The following is a 15,189-nucleotide window of genomic DNA, read 5'->3' on the forward strand; positions in this document are numbered from 1 at the left end:
ACGGCATACGAAGGAGCATAATCATGTTTTGCCATAAATGTGGAGCAAAAGCTCGTGATAATCAGGATTTCTGCATGCGTTGCGGAGCGAAATTGCTTAAATGGACAACAAAGAATTCCAACAGTACCGATTCCGCAATATCCGGCGAGCGGACCAGCAAAGTGCAGACGCCATCATTGTGGGTGGAATCGGCTGAACCTTTGGCCGTACAGTGGGCTTCAACTGAGAGCGTGCGACCGGATAATATCTCATCAAAAAAGAAGATCATTACCATTATTATCGCAGCTGTAGTTGGAATTGCCATGCTCATCGCAGGATGGCATGTACTGAGCGATAGCGGCAAGATAGCCGAATTGGGCTGGATAAAAACATCAAATAATAATAACGGTAACCCTGATTCCGATTCAGCAAATCGTGACCCGTTGACCGCAAAGGTTGTTTCGGAATGTGATGGAGTGCGGGATGCTGCTGCGGCGGACTTTGCGGATGATGGCGATCACCTTCGTGTTGCATTGTCTATGGATGATTCCGGAACCATGCAAACGGTCCGCTTACTGGGTTGCATCGCTTCACAGGCGGGTATCGGCAGTAGCGATGGTTCGTCTTTCTCGCAGCAGAGTTTTCAGGATGGTACTCAATTGATGTCGGAGCTGTTTGGCTTGGCGGCTTCGGACCCGTCGAAATATGTATATTCTAGCGATGAGGCGAAATCGGCCGTCTCGAAAATGGAGTATCAATCCGTCGATGGTGATCTTGATGCCCGTTGTGTGTATGATGCCAACAACAGCATGCTGTATTGCCATATGAAATCGTCTTCCACTGATTCTTCAGAAGAGTAGAGAGGACGCTTCGGCTGATTTCACGGGCGTATTTTATTCCATCGTATTCCAAAAGGCAGTTTGCATCTGTCTGCGTAGACGGAGCGCTGCAGAAAGGAGCTCGACATGGTGACATGTGGCAATTGTGGGGCACAGGTTTCGATTGACGGACAGCGTTTTTGTGCGCGCTGTGGCGTGAAATTGCCGGAGACGGAAACGCAGACCACATTCCTGCATGCGGTGCAGGAGCCGAAGGTGCCGCCGTTTTGTGGCCAATGCGGTGCGAAAACCAGTATTGAAGGGCAAATATTCTGCCTCAAATGCGGGGCAAGACTACTGCCAACACAGCAGCAGACGGCACCTCAATCACAACAATTTCAATCTGTGCCGCAGTTTACGCAGACGCAGCCCCAACCGCAATACATCTATGTGCAGCAACCTGTGCAGACGTTTACGCCAAGGGGCTATGTGAAAACCAGTCGCGACAGCACGTTGCGTCTGATCGCCGCCATAGTGAATATCGTGTTCTGCAGTCTTTATGGACTATATGGCGTCGCCACTTTGTTTGCGTCCGGTTCAGGTTTCCTGTTTCTGATTTGCTTGGCTTGGATGATTCCAATGACGGTGTATAGCTGGCGCTTATACACCGGCGAAAGGCCGAATACCACCACGTTCGCCGTGTGCACGTTGATTTTCGTCAATCTGATCAGCGGCATTCTGCTGCTGGTCAGTGATAAGGATGCTTGAGCTCGAAGGAGAACATGATGTATTGCCATAAATGCGGTGCGCAGTCGGCACCTGGGCAGCAGTTCTGCCCGCAATGCGGGACCAAGTTGATTCTTTCCGGCGAGCCGGCACAATCGCAGACATCTCCGGAAACGAAAACTCCGTCAGTGGTGGTGTCTGCTCCAAGTGCGGAATCATCATATTCGTCGAATCCGCCGACTCAGTCGAATTCGAATTGGCAGATACAGGCCGCCCAATCGGTTTCCCGACCGGCACCCACCAAGTCCGGGACCAGCACGACCGTGGTTGTCACCGTAGCCGTTATCGTCGCTGCAATAATCGTATACATTGGCGTCGGCCTGTGGACAACACGTTATCGTTCGTTCCAGAGTGCGATTAACGCATGTGAGACCCAATTTGACTCGGAACATTGGGAATACAATGTTGGCGATGATTACAATATGTTCGTTATCGGTGACAACGGTAGATCTTTGACTATTACCACCAACTCGGACAATATTGACATTGCTGTCTGTGTACTTCATGAGCTTGATATGCCGAATTCTGTGCAATCGAAAATGGGGCATACCCGTCCACTGGATGGAACACAAACAGATAAGTGGGATGGCATCACTGCTACATGGACATACAGCGATGACGAGCTGACTGTCATTTTGGAGTATTGAGGAGTTGATTGATGAGCAATGATGCTTAGCTCTTCGTAGTCGTTTGTAGCTGCACTGGTAAGGCCGAAAGACACATCAAAAGGAGACATAATGTTCTGCCCATTGTGTGGTTCACATATAGAAATGGAGGCTTCCAATTTCTGCCCGTACTGCGGACAACCTCTTGATACTGTATGGCAGCAAAAAACCGTTGCACAATCAACGGCATCGCGAGAAACCTCGTTCGATACCTTTGCCGTGGCGGCAGATGGCGCAGACTCCGTAGCAGTTGCATCCTCCATGAGGCAATCGTCTATCCGTGTATTGACCTGTTTGCTGTTCAGTGCAATCGGACTGACAATGGTAGCGTTGGTCGCTCAAATGGGAATCATGCTTATGGGAGTGTTGCCCGTTAAATATATCGGCAGCATGCGCATGGCAGGATGGGGTATTTCCGGTGTGGGAATCATCCTGTCATTAGTGGTATTTGTCCTGCATCGTGATAAGCGACGTCGTCAGACATCGTCGTCTTTCACTGTCAATTCCGTGCATGCTGCACGTTCTTCGTTTCTTATGATTATTGCTGCCATAATTGCGGGTGTATTGATCATCATATTGTGTATCGTCAATAGCTTTTGGATTACCCCGAAGGCAATACAAGATCAGAGCCATGCGTTTGCTGATTGCAGAGCTGAGTATCGGCGTTTTTCGAAGGCGCGGAAAAATGCTCTACCCGATAATGGTCTCGACAATATCAGTGCATTTGATTTTCGCAAGGATTCCACAGCTTACGACGGCATAAAGAATCAGACCTTCAGTTGTGATGGCGACGCATCTGCTCGGGAACTACGGTCCGTACGCAGTGAGGAGCGTTCATGGGTCGATGGTCTTCCTGCGGCAATTGATGCAGTAAGCAAATCGCTAAAATCTCGAGACGATTACACGATGGACGATATTGTGAGAGCCGCGGTGGACGGATCGTATCGCAGCATTTCGGGCATGTATTGCCGTCTTGATGGCGTTTGCTGGTTTATGCACACTGATGGAAGCATTGTTGGACAGGTCGGTGTGAACGATCCATTACAGAGCGGGAACGTCACGGATTCCTTGACCATAGGAGGGGACAAGAACCAGGATTTTCTTTATAGGCATGGCATTGGCCTGACGCTAACCGGGCCGGAGGACGAGGCGACATGTATGTAAGGTTCCGGTTCTGATTGCGATGATGTGCCGCATTCCGACATGCTGTCCTATCAAGCCGTCGTTTGGTATTTTCCCAAAGGCGTTGATCCGGATGCCCTGCGTCGGTATTTATGCCTGGATGGGCAATGTTCAGTTGGCTTTGTCCAACCAGATACATCGAGGCCATTCCTGCTGGTTCCTTATACGCATGGTGCCGTGGGGTCGGCAAATGAACCATCTGATTGGAATGTGTATTATCTGCAGGATGAGATAATCAATGACAAATTAGGGTAGGTCATTTCAGTGAGTGGATTCTTCATATTTCGTTTCTCTTGATCGTAGGGAACGCGGGAGAGCAAAAATGGATGACTGAAATCTGCCATAAATTGGTATTCGGTGATGGGCTTTTGAGAGGGGATGCTTTCTTCTCAAAAGCCCATCACCGAGATTCGTGTTAGCGTGTTATGCCATCTGCGCGGGCTCAGTGCACCACGGTCACCGTGCACTCGGCGAAGTTCACGATCTGGCGGGACACCGATCCCAGGAAGTGCGCGTCCAGCCCGGACAGGCCACGCGAGCCGACCACCAGATGGCTGGCGTACCGCGAGGCCGCGATCAGACCTTTGGATGCGGGAATATGGAAGGCGTTTGTGCTGACCTTGACGCCATCGGGAATCTCGGCTTTGGCCATCAGCTCGGCGAGAATCTCCTCGGCGCGGCGTTGACCGACCTTCACCGGTGCCACGGCGTTCTCATAGCCCGGAATAACGCCCAAATCCTTGAGCTGCCAGCAGAACATCACATGCAGCGGCGCGTCGTGCAGTCGTGCTTCTTCCAGTGCGAAATCGAACGCGCGGCGGGAAGTCTCGGAACCATCCACACCAACCACCACCGGGCGGCGAGCCTCCTCGACCACCGGCTGAGGCTGCGTGTAGTGAACGGGCTTGTCTCCCGGAGTCAGGGCGTTGGCAATGGCGTCGGTCACGGTCTCATCCTCGCTGCCGGCGATGCGCACCACGGTCACCGGCACTTCGGCGGCCTCGGCCAGCGAAGCGGACAGGGACCCCATGAACCAGCGGGCCATACGGCTCAGCGAGCGGCGGCCGACCACGATCTGCTGCGAATCATGGCCGATCTGCAGCAGGGCCGAAGTGCCGGAGGCCTTCACCGAGGTGAGCTTCAGATTCGCCGGATCGAAGTCGATGCCTGCAGCGGCCTTGTCGACCCACACACGCAGCTCGTTGGCAATATCGTGGCGGACCTTGGCCCAGGCCTCGTCACTGTCCGGTTCGGATCCCATATCCCAGGAATGCGTCCAGCCAAACACGGCGTTGACGCTTTGGCCGGTTAACGAGGCCTCCTCAAGCGCCCACTTCAGCGCGGCAAAGGATTCATCGGAACCATCCACACCGACAACGATGTCGGGCTTGGTTGCAGCTTCACTCATTTCGAGCCTCCTTGTAATCGACTACGGGTGAATCTAAGAACCAGCATATCGTTTTCTTCTCCTCTCACGGCGCAATTCGTGGAATCTCATGAATAAACGTCATCGTGAATCGGTAGAGTAAGACGGAATGTCAATTGAGGAAGGACAAGCATGTTCGAACGGTTTACCGACCGTGCACGGCGCGTGATCGTGTTGGCGCAGGAAGAGGCGAGGGCCCTTCAGCACAACTACATCGGCACCGAACACCTGCTGCTCGGCCTGATCCGCGAAGGTGAGGGTGTAGCCGCCAAGGCACTCGCCTCGAAGGGCGTGGAGCTGGATGCCACCCGCAAGCAGGTTGAAGAAATGATCGGCAAGGGCAACGCGGCTCCGAACGGGCACATCCCCTTTACTCCGCACGCCAAGCAGGTGTTGGAGTTTTCGCTGCGTGAAGCCCTGCAGCTGGGCCACAGCTACATCGGCACCGAGCACATCCTGCTCGGCCTGATTCGCGAAGGCGAAGGCGTGGGCACCCAGGTGCTCATCAAGATGGACGTCGATCTGGGCGAGTTGCGTAGCGCGACCATCGATATGATTCGCGGCAACTCCGGCACCGGCACCGGTGACGGCAAGGGCGACTTGGCCAACGCCGGCGGCGTGACGGACAAGCAGAACAAGTCCGGTTCCGCCATTCTCGATCAGTTCGGCCGCAACCTGACCGCCGAAGCCGCTGAAGGCAAGCTGGACCCGGTCATCGGCCGTACCAACGAGATTGAGCGCGTTATGGTCGTGCTTTCCCGCCGCACCAAGAACAACCCGGTGCTGATCGGCGAGCCCGGCGTGGGCAAGACCGCTGTGGTCGAAGGCTTGGCCCAGAAGATCCAAGCCGGCGACGTGCCGGAAACCCTGAAGGGCAAGCAGGTCTACTCGCTGGACCTCGGTTCCATGGTGGCCGGCTCCCGCTACCGTGGTGATTTCGAGGAGCGCCTGAAGAAGGTGCTGAAGGAAATCAAGACTCGTGGCGACATCGTGCTGTTCATCGACGAGATTCACACCATCGTGGGCGCCGGCTCGGCTGACGGCGCGCTGGGTGCCTCCGACATGTTGAAGCCGATGCTGGCCCGTGGCGAGCTCCAGACCATTGGTGCCACCACCACCGACGAGTACCGCAAGTACATCGAGAAGGACGCGGCTCTGGAACGCCGTTTCCAGCCGATTCAGGTGCACGAGCCGACCATCGCCGAGACCATCGAGATCCTGAAGGGCCTGCGTTCCCGTTACGAGAACCACCACCACGTGACCATCACCGATGGCGCGCTGCAGTCTGCCGCAGAGCTGTCCAGCCGGTACATCCAGGACCGTAACCTGCCTGACAAGGCCATCGACCTGATCGATGAGGCCGGTGCGCGTCTGCGCATCAAGCGCCTGACCGCCCCGCCTGAGCTCAAGGAACTCGACGAGAAGATCGCCAAGATCGCCGCCGACAAGGACGAGGCCATCAAGGGCCAGGACTTCGAGAAGGCCGCCGAACTGCGCGACAAGCAGGAGAAGCTGGAAGCCGATCGCAAGCAGAAGGAAGACTCCTGGCGCGAAGGCGAGTCCGACGTCAAGATGGTCGTGGACGAGGACGTGATCGCCGAGGTCATCAGCTCCACCACCGGTATCCCGGTGTTCAAGCTGACTCAGGCCGAGTCCAAGAAACTGCTCAACATGGAAGCCGAACTGCACAAGCGCATCATCGGCCAGGACGAGGCGGTTTCCGCCCTGTCCCGCTCTATCCGCCGTACTCGCGTGGGTCTGAAGGACCCGAAGCGCCCGTCCGGTTCGTTCATCTTCGCCGGCCCCACCGGCGTCGGCAAGACCGAGCTGGCCAAGACGCTCGCCGAATTCCTGTTCGACGATGAGGACGCGCTGATTCGCGTGGATATGTCCGAGTTCTCCGAGAAGTACGCGGCTTCGCGACTCTTCGGTGCACCTCCGGGATACGTCGGCTACGAGGAGGGCGGCGAGCTCACCGAAAAGGTGCGCCGCAAGCCGTTCTCCGTGGTGCTGTTCGACGAGATCGAAAAGGCTCATCCGGACATCTTCAACACGCTGCTGCAGGTGCTCGATGACGGCCACCTGACCGACGGTCAGGGCCGCAAGGTGGACTTTAAGAACACCATCATCATCCTGACCACCAACCTCGGTACGCGAGACATCGCCAAGGCCGCCAACACGGGCTTCAACCTGGGTGCCAACAACGAGTCCAGCTACCAGCGCATGAAGGACCAGGTCAGCTCCGAATTGAAGCAGCAGTTCCGCCCGGAGTTCCTGAACCGTCTGGACGACATCATCGTCTTCAAGCAGCTCACCGAGCCGCAGGTGCGCCAGATCGTGGATCTGGACGTCAAGCAGCTCAACGACCGCCTGTTCGACCGTCATATGTCGCTCGAACTCACCGACGCCGCCAAGGACCTGCTTGCGCAGAAGGGCTTCGACCCGCTGCTCGGTGCCCGTCCGCTGCGCCGCGTGATTCAGCGCGACATCGAGGACGCCATCTCCGAGAAGATTCTGATGGGCGATCTCGAAGACGGTCAGCGCGTGATTGTGGATGCGGAAGGCGAGGGTATCCTCGGCGAATTCACCTTCAAGGGTGAGAAGTTCGAGGAGCCGGCCGCCGCCGATAGGCCCGCCGAAGACGGTGCCTCCACTGATGGCGAGACTCCAGCCGACGCCACTCCGGCCACTGAACCGGCCGAATCCGCTCCCGCCGATTCCGGTGACGCTCCGCAGGAGTAGTCCGTTTCGATAGCGTAGCTAGCGCATACCAGAAAAGCTCCCCTTGACAGGGGAGCTGTCAGCGAAGCTGACTTAGGGGTAGACCACAAACGCATACATGATGTGCACGTTTGTGGTCTACCCCTCAGTTGCCTCTGGCGACAGCTCCCCTGTCAAGGGGAGCTACTGTTTGTGTCGGATTATTACAGCAGGGCGAGTCCGGTGTCGATGGTCTCCTCGCGGGTAAACAGCATGCGGCCGTCACCGAAACTTCGTTGATGCTCCACTATGCGCCGGAACTGGTGCACATGGACCGTATGGTCGAGGAAGCCGGTGCCACGGCGAAATCCTATGTCCGCTACCCTGTGCGCCAAGGTGACGTTCCCGCTCACGGCGGACTCGCCAATCCGGCCGGCTCGAGCGCCGAACGCGGCCGTCTGATTGCCGAGGCGTGCGTGGATGCGGTAGCTGAGATCTGTGCCGAGGAATTTGGCGAGTAATCTCCCCTTGCTGACGCATTCGTAGTGACTCGGGTTGCAAAGGCCTGACCCTGATAGTATGGGGTCAGGCCTTTCCCATCCCAAGACGCCGCTAAGAATTCACCTGAGAGTCGCCTTCCTAGGCATGGCCATTCAATCGACGATTCTAGCGTGACTGGTGTGAGCAGGAATATGAAGAACCGGCGGTGGGCCGGCAAGCGATCGGGGATCGCTTTTGGTGCAGTAGCGCTTATCCTTACGGCTCTGGTGGTTCCTTATGCTTGTGCGGGAACCACGGGAGCCGTTCCTTTTTCCGGCGATAATCCATCTTCCGGCACCCGTACGGTGACCATCGCCGACATCACTGATTTTCACGGGCATATCGAACGTGGTGCGGACAACGCCACCGCCTTCACCGTGGCCGACAGCCATAATCCCGGCAATATGATTCCGGTATCGACCGGCGATTTGGTGGGAGGCTCCCCGTATGAGTCGGCGGTGGAGAAGGACCAACCCACGCTGGATATGGCCAAAGCGTGGGGATTGACGATTTCGGCGATAGGCAACCATGAGTTCGACCGCGGTGTCGCCGATTTCAACAATCGTATCGCTGATCCCAGCAACGGCATCGACTGGCTGTGCGCCAACGCGTCTGCCGCCAATAAGTCGCCTGACGGACTGCTGAGCCACGTACGTGACTCTACGATTCGAACGGTGAACGGCAAGCGGATCGGTTTCGTGGGCGCCCTTACTGATGCGCTCGGCTCGGTGGCCACTCCGCAGATCACTCGTGATGCCGATCTTGACGAACGGGCGGTGGACGCGATCAATCGTGTGGCCCGTGAACTCAAGCGCTCCGGAAAGGTGGATGCGGTGGTGGCCTTGCTGCATGCCGATGCTTCAGCCGCCGCCGATATTGGGCGAGATGTTGATGTGGTATACACCGGTCACAGTCACGCGATCAAGCGTGGTACAACCGCGGGTGGCGCGCCTATTTACGAGGCGGGCAGCTTCGGGCGGAACATGGCCGTGCAGGATTTGATCATTACCGGTGCCGGGCGTCGCGCCACGGTGCGAGTGGCCGATGTGGACCTCGGCAATGGCACCAGCCATACGGCGGTTGACGGCGTGCTGGGCGTGGATGGGCTTAATGCGCATCCGGCGCAAGCCGCTTGGATGTCTGCCGGTGCTGAGGAGAACGATGAGGTATCGCGCGCACAGCATATTTACCAGGCGTCGGCAACATATGCGAACCATACCGGCAGCGCGGTGATTGGCACCTTGGCCTCCGGCGTGAATTTCGACAAACAAGGTTCGGACAAGCACGGGAATACGGTCGGTGTGCTGGTGGCGGACGCGAACCGAGAGTCAATCATGAAGCATGTGTATGCCGGGAATCGCTTGCCGGTAATCGGATTTTCGAATAATGGCAGTCTGCGGACTCCACGGCTTGATATGAATGGCGATGGCAAAGTCACCGTGCGCGAGGTGGATAGTCTCATGGCCTTGCAGTTCAAGGCCGCGCATGAGACGCTCACCGGGCGCGATGTGAAGAGAGTGCTCGCCGAGCAATTTCGCCGTGACGATGGGCGACTGGAGCGGCGCTGGCTCGGCATCTCCTCGAACGTGACGTATCGGTATGCCGAATGCGGTACGGCTGGTGAGAGCGGCAATGCCGATGCCGGCGTTGATACTGATTCCGGCGCTGATACCAACGCTGACGCTGACGAGTGTGCTGCCGACGAACATGCGGCGGTTCGTATCGCGAACCTCGCCGTTGACGGCCGACCGATTGCGGACGATGACCTGGTGATTATCGCGTCCAATTCATATCTGCTTCAGGGCGGCGACAGTTACCCCGCCTTCCGTGCCGGAACCAATTACGGCGAGCTGGATATGCCATACAGCCAGCCGTTGCATGAATATCTGGCCGCACATCAAGGGCTCACGGCAGTTGTTGCAGTACCGGTAGGGACTCAGGCGTAAGACACCAATTGCTGGGTGACTGAGGAACTATGGGGTGAAGTTATGAGTATAGGGCAGGAGAAAACGGCATAAATATGACGACGCTCCCCTCGCTGAGGGGAGCTGTCGCCGTAGGCGACTGAGGGGAGCTTGCGGTATAACCGTAAACTCCCCTCAGTCAGCCTTGCTGCCAGCTCCCCTCTCTGAGGGGCACCTGGCGAGACCCTTACTTGATGGCGTTCAGCCACTGCTCCTTGGTGGCCTTCTCGGCTTCGAGCTTGGCCTTCTTCTTCGGGTCGGATTCGGCCGCGATCTTGGCGTCGAGCTCGGCGAGCTGGGCGTTGAGCTGCTCCTCGAAGCTGGACTTGCGGGCGTCGGCCTCCGGATCGGTCTGCTTCCAAGCGGCATCCTCGATGGCCTTGATCTGCTTGTCAACGGCGTCGAGACGGTTCTCGATGCGGCGCATATCGTCACGCGGCACGTAACCGATCTGATCCCACTCTTCCTGAATCTTGGCCAGCTCCTGGCGGGCCTTCTTGGCCTCGGCGTCGGTCTTCACCGGCACCAGAGCCTCGGCCTTGACCAGCAGAGCCTCCTTGGCAGCCAGATTCTCCTTCTCGGAGGAGTTGATCTGATCGCGATCGGCCTGACGAGCGTTGAAGAAGGTGTCGGCGGCTTCGCGGAACTTGGCCCACAGCTCGTCGTCCTCGTTACGGCCAGCGCGGCCGGCCTTCTTCCAACGGTCCATCAGATCGTTGAACTTGCGGGAAGTCTCACCCCAAGCGGTGGAATCCTTGAGCTCATTGGCCTCGGCGATAATCGCTTCCTTGGCTTCCTTGGCGGCTGTACGCTCGTTGTCGCGAGCCTGAGCCCACTTGCGGCGAGCCTGGTTGAAGGTGGTACGGGCGACGGAGAAGCGCTTCCACAGCGCCTCGGCCTCCGGCTTGTCGATGCGCACGGTGGTGCGCTGGTGGTTCTGCCACTCGTCGAACAGGTTACGGAACTTGTCGGCGGTGGAGCGCCAGTTGGTGTTGTCGCCCAGAGAAGCGGCCAGTGCTTCAGCCTTCTCGACAATGGCGGTGCGCTCGGCAACGGCCTTGGCCTGGGCGGCCTTGCGTGCCTCGGCGATTTCGGTCTTCTTGGCCTCGCCGGCAGCCTTCAGCTCCTCGTACTGGGTCTTGAGTGCGGCAAGATCGCCCACGACGGCTGGCTCGGAGGTTTCTTCACCCAAGAGCTTCACGGATTCGTCGATTTCACGGGCCTTGATGTTCGGGGAAGCCAGGCGGGTGGCCAGCAGATCGAGCTTGGCCTTGAGATCCAGGAAACGACGGGCGTACAGTGCCAACGCCTCTTCCTTGGAGACATCCGGGAACTGGCCTACCTCGCGCTCGGCGTCGCCATCCTTAACGAAGACGGTGCCGTTGTCATCCACGCGGCCGAAGGCCTCGGCGGCCTTGACATCAGCCTCGGAATAGGCGGCGGTGGCGGCGGCCGGGGCGGCAGCGCGCGGCTTGGCCGCCGGAGTCTTCTTGGCGAAGGCGGCGGGGGAGGGCGCGTGCGGTTTCGGCATGGAAGCGGGGGACGGAGTCGGCGCCGGCGTGGCCGCGCTGGCCTCGGGTGCGGGTGTCGTTGCCTGCTCTTCGGGCGCAGCGGTGTTTACGGGTTCGGTGACAGTTTCGTCGGCCATGGCCAGCTCCTTAAAGCGTAGAATGCATAAGCGGGAGCGTCTCCCATCCCGGGCGAACCAGGAAGTTTTGACGCAACCCTCACCTATTATATTGATTTCGTGGCTAAAGGTGCATCAATATCAGGATTCCCGGAGTGGCTCCCCTCCGAACGTGTTGTGGAGCAGCGTGTTATCGATACGCTTCGTAAGGTTTTTGAGCTCAACGGCTTCATCGGCATTGAGACGCGAGCGGTGGAAACCGGCGCTTCTTTGCTGAAAAAAGGCGAGACCAGCAAGGAGATTTACCTGCTGAGCCGTTTGCAGGAGGTCGGTCATGAATCCGACACTCCGATTGAAGAGCGTTTGGGCCTGCATTTCGATCTGACCGTGCCGCTGAGCCGGTATGTGGTCGAGCACTCGGGTGCGTTGGCGTTCCCGTTCAAGCGCTGGCAGATTCAGAAGGTGTGGCGTGGCGAGCGTCCGCAGGAAGGCCGCTTCCGCGAGTTCGTACAGGCCGACATCGACGTGATCGGCGCCGGCGACCTGCCCGACCACTATGAAGTGGAACTGCCGCTGGTCATGGTCTCCGCACTGGAAGAGCTGCGCGCGTATGGCCTCCCCAAGGCCACCGTGCACGCCAATAACCGCAAGTTGTCTGAGGGGTTCTACCGTGGCCTTGGCCTGACGGACGTCGAAGGCGTGCTGCGCGAGATCGACAAGCTCGACAAAATCGGTGCCGATGAGGTGGCCCGACTGCTCACCGAGACCTGCGGCGCCACCGAAGCACAGGCGCGCGCCTGCCTCGAATTGGCCGAGCTCACCGCCTCCGATGGTGCCGAGCTTGCCGCTAAGTTCGATGCGCTGTGCGAGGCTCACGGCATCGTCAAGGATTCCGAGGCCTACACGCTGGCTCGTCAGGGACTCGATACCCTGGCCATGATCGTCGACGAAGCCGCTGCCATCCGCCCCGGTTCCGTCATCGCCGACCTGAAGATCGCCCGCGGTCTCGACTACTACACCGGTTCCGTCTACGAGACCTTCCTCGACGGTGCCGCATCACTCGGCTCCATCTGCTCCGGTGGCCGTTACGACAATCTCGCCTCCCAGGGCAACCGCAAGTATCCGGGCGTGGGCCTGTCCATCGGCCTGAGCCGACTGGTCAGCTACATGCTGCACACCGCCGGCGCTCACGCCAACCGTGTCAGCCCGGCCGCCGTGCTGGTCGCTGTGTGGAATGAAGAGGATCGCCCGGCCGCCAATCGTATTGCGAACCAACTGCGTGCGCGCGGCATCGCTACTGACGTGGCACCCACCGCGGCCAAGCTCGGCAAGCAGATCAAGTACGCGGACAAACTCGGCATTCCGTACGTGTGGTTCCCGGCCACCGCTGCCGAAGGTGCGGAAGGCGCAGAGCCCGCTGGCGACGAGGTCAAGAACATCGTCACGGGCGAGCAGGTTGCCGCCGATTGCACGTCGTGGGAGCCGGATACTGTGGTTGCCCAGCAAACCGTCGAAATCTGACGTATTCGCGCGAAAAATCGAGGAGAAACAAGACAATGAGCCAGACGGCTTACAGAACACATCATGCCACTGAAGTGACCGAGGCCCTGGTCGGCCAGAAGGTCACCCTTGCCGGTTGGGTTGACCGACGCCGTGATCACGGTGGCGTGGCCTTCATCGACCTTCGTGATTCGACCGGCCTCGTGCAGGTCGTCATTTACGACGAGGATATGGCCCGCCCGCTGCGCAGCGAATTCGTGATTCAGATTACCGGCGAAGTGCGCCTGCGCCCGGATGGCAACGAGAACACCCATCTGGCCACCGGCAAGATCGAGGTTGTGGCCGAGACCATCGAGATCCTCGCCAAGTCCGACGCCCTGCCGTTCCAGGTTTCCACCGCTCTTGAGAATGAGTCCGAGAACAAGCTGCCTGGCGAGGACGTGCGTCTGAAGTACCGTTACCTTGACCTGCGCCGCCCGTCCATGCAGCACAATCTGAAGCTGCGTTCCGACATGGCTAAGGCCGCCCGCCACGCGCTGGAAGACATGGACTTCACCGAGGTCGAGACCCCGACCTTCATTAAGTCCACCCCGGAAGGCGCCCGCGACTTCGTGGTGCCGGCCCGTCTGGTGCCCGGTTCCTGGTACGCCCTGCCGCAGTCCCCGCAGCTCCTCAAGCAGCTGCTCATGGTCTCCGGTGTCGAGCGTTACTACCAGCTCGCCCGCTGCTACCGTGATGAGGACTTCCGCGCCGACCGTCAGCCCGAGTTCACTCAGCTCGATATGGAGATGGCCTACGTGGACCAGGAAGATGTGATGGCCATGACTGAGAAGGTCATCGCCGCCATCTGGAAGTCCGCCGGCTATGAGGTCCAGCTGCCGCTGCCGCGCATCACCTGGAAGGATGCGATGGACAAGTACGGCTCCGACAAGCCGGACCTGCGCTTCGGCAACCCGCTGGTGGAGCTGACCGAGTACTTCAAGAACACGCCGTTCCGCGTGTTCCAGGCCCCGTACGTGGGTGCCGTGGTCTTCAAGGGCGGTGCCGCCACGCCGCGTCGTCAGTTCGACGCTTGGCAGGATTGGGCTCGTCAGCGTGGAGCCAAGGGCCTTGCTTACGTGGTCTTCGGCGAAAACGGCGAGCTCAAGGGCCCCGTCGCCAAGAACCTATCCGATGAGGAGCGCAACGGCCTACGCGAGGCCGTCGGTGCCGAGGAAGGCGACGCCGTGTTCTTCGCCGCCGGTTCCCGCGAGTCAGCCCAGCTGCTGCTGGGTGCCGTGCGTGTGGAGCTCGCCTCCCGCGAAGGCCTGCTGGATCCGAAGAAGTTCGCTTTCACTTGGGTTGTGGACTTCCCGCTGTTCAAGCCCACCGACGATCCGGATGATGACGATGTGGCTGTCGGCCACTCCAAGTGGACCTCCATGCACCACCCGTTCACCATGCCTTCCAAGGATTGGATCGACAAGTTCGACAAGGATCCCGAGCACGCCATGTCCGACTCCTACGACATCGTCTGCAACGGTGAGGAGATGGGCGGCGGTTCCGTACGTATCCACCGCGACGACATCCAAGCCCGTGTGCTCGATGTGCTGGGCATCACCAAGGAAGAGGCCGACGAGAAGTTCGGCTTCCTGCTTGAGGCATTCAAGTACGGCGCTCCGCCTCACGCGGGTCTGGCCCTCGGTTGGGACCGCACCGTGTCCATCCTGGCCGGTGCAGACTCCATCCGCGACGTCATCGCCTTCCCGAAGGCCGGCGGCGGCCGCGACCCGCTGACCGGTGCTCCGGCCCCGATTTCCGACGAGCAGCGCGCCGAGACTGGCGTCGACTACGACCCGGACGCCGACGAAAACTAATCTACGGAGCGTATACCGCTTTTCCTCAGCACTCGACGTACTTCAGTGCGCCTTCGGCTTCGGACGGCGGTCTCCGCACGCGTAGATTAATTTTCGAGGAGTAATGCTCCGGTGCTATTAGCCGCAAATGGCCCTTGGAATAATTC

General features: G+C 58.8%; 10 protein-coding genes and 1 pseudogene. 9 read left to right on the forward strand and 2 right to left on the reverse strand.

Annotation, left to right across the window (positions count from 1 at the left end; genetic code table 11):
• Positions 1-23: 23 nt before the first annotated feature.
• The 4 genes from AB5287_RS01410 to AB5287_RS01425 all read left to right on the forward strand — a co-directional run bounded on the left by AB5287_RS01410 (position 24) and on the right by AB5287_RS01425 (position 3,412).
• The gene (locus AB5287_RS01410; protein WP_124226433.1) at positions 24-839 is read left to right on the forward strand and encodes a zinc ribbon domain-containing protein; all 816 of its coding nucleotides are present in this window, start codon (positions 24-26) and stop codon (positions 837-839) included.
• 105 nt (positions 840-944) lie between these two features.
• Positions 945-1,565: a zinc ribbon domain-containing protein gene (locus tag AB5287_RS01415; protein ID WP_226842428.1), complete on the forward strand. Its 621-nt coding sequence runs from the start codon at positions 945-947 to the stop codon at positions 1,563-1,565.
• Between the two features lie 14 nt (positions 1,566-1,579).
• Positions 1,580-2,230, forward strand: a complete 651-nt coding sequence (locus AB5287_RS01420) for a zinc ribbon domain-containing protein (RefSeq protein WP_226842430.1) — start codon at positions 1,580-1,582, stop codon at positions 2,228-2,230.
• A gap of 90 nt (positions 2,231-2,320) precedes the next feature.
• Positions 2,321-3,412: a zinc ribbon domain-containing protein gene (locus tag AB5287_RS01425; RefSeq protein WP_226842431.1), complete on the forward strand. Its 1,092-nt coding sequence runs from the start codon at positions 2,321-2,323 to the stop codon at positions 3,410-3,412.
• A 460-nt stretch (positions 3,413-3,872) separates the two neighbouring features.
• Here the strand turns inward: AB5287_RS01425 and AB5287_RS01430 are convergent, their stop codons facing one another.
• The gene (locus tag AB5287_RS01430) at positions 3,873-4,838 is read right to left on the reverse strand and encodes a universal stress protein (protein ID WP_013410845.1); all 966 of its coding nucleotides are present in this window, start codon (positions 4,836-4,838) and stop codon (positions 3,873-3,875) included.
• 150 nt (positions 4,839-4,988) lie between these two features.
• On the opposite strand from AB5287_RS01430, the gene AB5287_RS01435 reads away from it, so the two are divergent.
• The 3 genes and pseudogenes from AB5287_RS01435 (at position 4,989) to AB5287_RS01445 (ending at position 10,042) form a co-directional block, all read left to right on the forward strand.
• Positions 4,989-7,598, forward strand: coding sequence for an ATP-dependent Clp protease ATP-binding subunit (locus tag AB5287_RS01435; protein ID WP_347010244.1), 2,610 nt, complete (start codon positions 4,989-4,991; stop codon positions 7,596-7,598).
• 227 nt (positions 7,599-7,825) lie between these two features.
• Positions 7,826-8,077 (forward strand): annotated as a pseudogene (locus tag AB5287_RS01440) (creatininase family protein); the annotation flags it as partial.
• Between the two features lie 171 nt (positions 8,078-8,248).
• Positions 8,249-10,042: a bifunctional UDP-sugar hydrolase/5'-nucleotidase gene (locus tag AB5287_RS01445; RefSeq protein ID WP_011067912.1), complete on the forward strand. Its 1,794-nt coding sequence runs from the start codon at positions 8,249-8,251 to the stop codon at positions 10,040-10,042.
• Between the two features lie 205 nt (positions 10,043-10,247).
• Here the strand turns inward: AB5287_RS01445 and AB5287_RS01450 are convergent, their stop codons facing one another.
• Entirely contained in the window at positions 10,248-11,708 is a 1,461-nt protein-coding gene (locus AB5287_RS01450) for a DUF349 domain-containing protein (protein ID WP_007053980.1), read from the reverse strand.
• A 99-nt stretch (positions 11,709-11,807) separates the two neighbouring features.
• Between AB5287_RS01450 and hisS the strand changes: the two genes are divergently transcribed.
• Together hisS and aspS are read left to right on the forward strand one after the other, a co-directional pair.
• Positions 11,808-13,208 (forward strand): histidine--tRNA ligase, encoded by a 1,401-nt coding sequence (hisS, locus tag AB5287_RS01455; RefSeq protein WP_008782706.1) that lies wholly within the window; start codon positions 11,808-11,810, stop codon positions 13,206-13,208.
• A 35-nt stretch (positions 13,209-13,243) separates the two neighbouring features.
• Positions 13,244-15,043: an aspartate--tRNA ligase gene (gene aspS / locus AB5287_RS01460; protein ID WP_007053205.1), complete on the forward strand. Its 1,800-nt coding sequence runs from the start codon at positions 13,244-13,246 to the stop codon at positions 15,041-15,043.
• Positions 15,044-15,189: the final 146 nt, after the last annotated feature.

Origin of the sequence: Bifidobacterium sp. RTP21102st3_E2_RTP21102_210122 (assembly GCF_040916945.1) — a bacterium.
Lineage (GTDB): Bacteria > Actinomycetota > Actinomycetes > Actinomycetales > Bifidobacteriaceae > Bifidobacterium > Bifidobacterium longum.

What these genes read in the sequence shown, in the direction of transcription:
- AB5287_RS01435 (WP_347010244.1), top strand. Translation starts at nt 4,989, where the DNA reads ATGTTCGAACGGTTTACCGACCGTGCACGGCGCGTGATCGTGTTGGCG.
- AB5287_RS01420 (WP_226842430.1), top strand. Translation starts at nt 1,580, where the DNA reads ATGATGTATTGCCATAAATGCGGTGCGCAGTCGGCACCTGGGCAGCAG.
- aspS (WP_007053205.1), top strand. Translation starts at nt 13,244, where the DNA reads ATGAGCCAGACGGCTTACAGAACACATCATGCCACTGAAGTGACCGAG.
- AB5287_RS01430 (WP_013410845.1), bottom strand. Translation starts at nt 4,838, where the DNA reads ATGAGTGAAGCTGCAACCAAGCCCGACATCGTTGTCGGTGTGGATGGT.
- AB5287_RS01415 (WP_226842428.1), top strand. Translation starts at nt 945, where the DNA reads ATGGTGACATGTGGCAATTGTGGGGCACAGGTTTCGATTGACGGACAG.
- AB5287_RS01445 (WP_011067912.1), top strand. Translation starts at nt 8,249, where the DNA reads ATGAAGAACCGGCGGTGGGCCGGCAAGCGATCGGGGATCGCTTTTGGT.
- AB5287_RS01410 (WP_124226433.1), top strand. Translation starts at nt 24, where the DNA reads ATGTTTTGCCATAAATGTGGAGCAAAAGCTCGTGATAATCAGGATTTC.
- AB5287_RS01450 (WP_007053980.1), bottom strand. Translation starts at nt 11,708, where the DNA reads ATGGCCGACGAAACTGTCACCGAACCCGTAAACACCGCTGCGCCCGAA.
- AB5287_RS01425 (WP_226842431.1), top strand. Translation starts at nt 2,321, where the DNA reads ATGTTCTGCCCATTGTGTGGTTCACATATAGAAATGGAGGCTTCCAAT.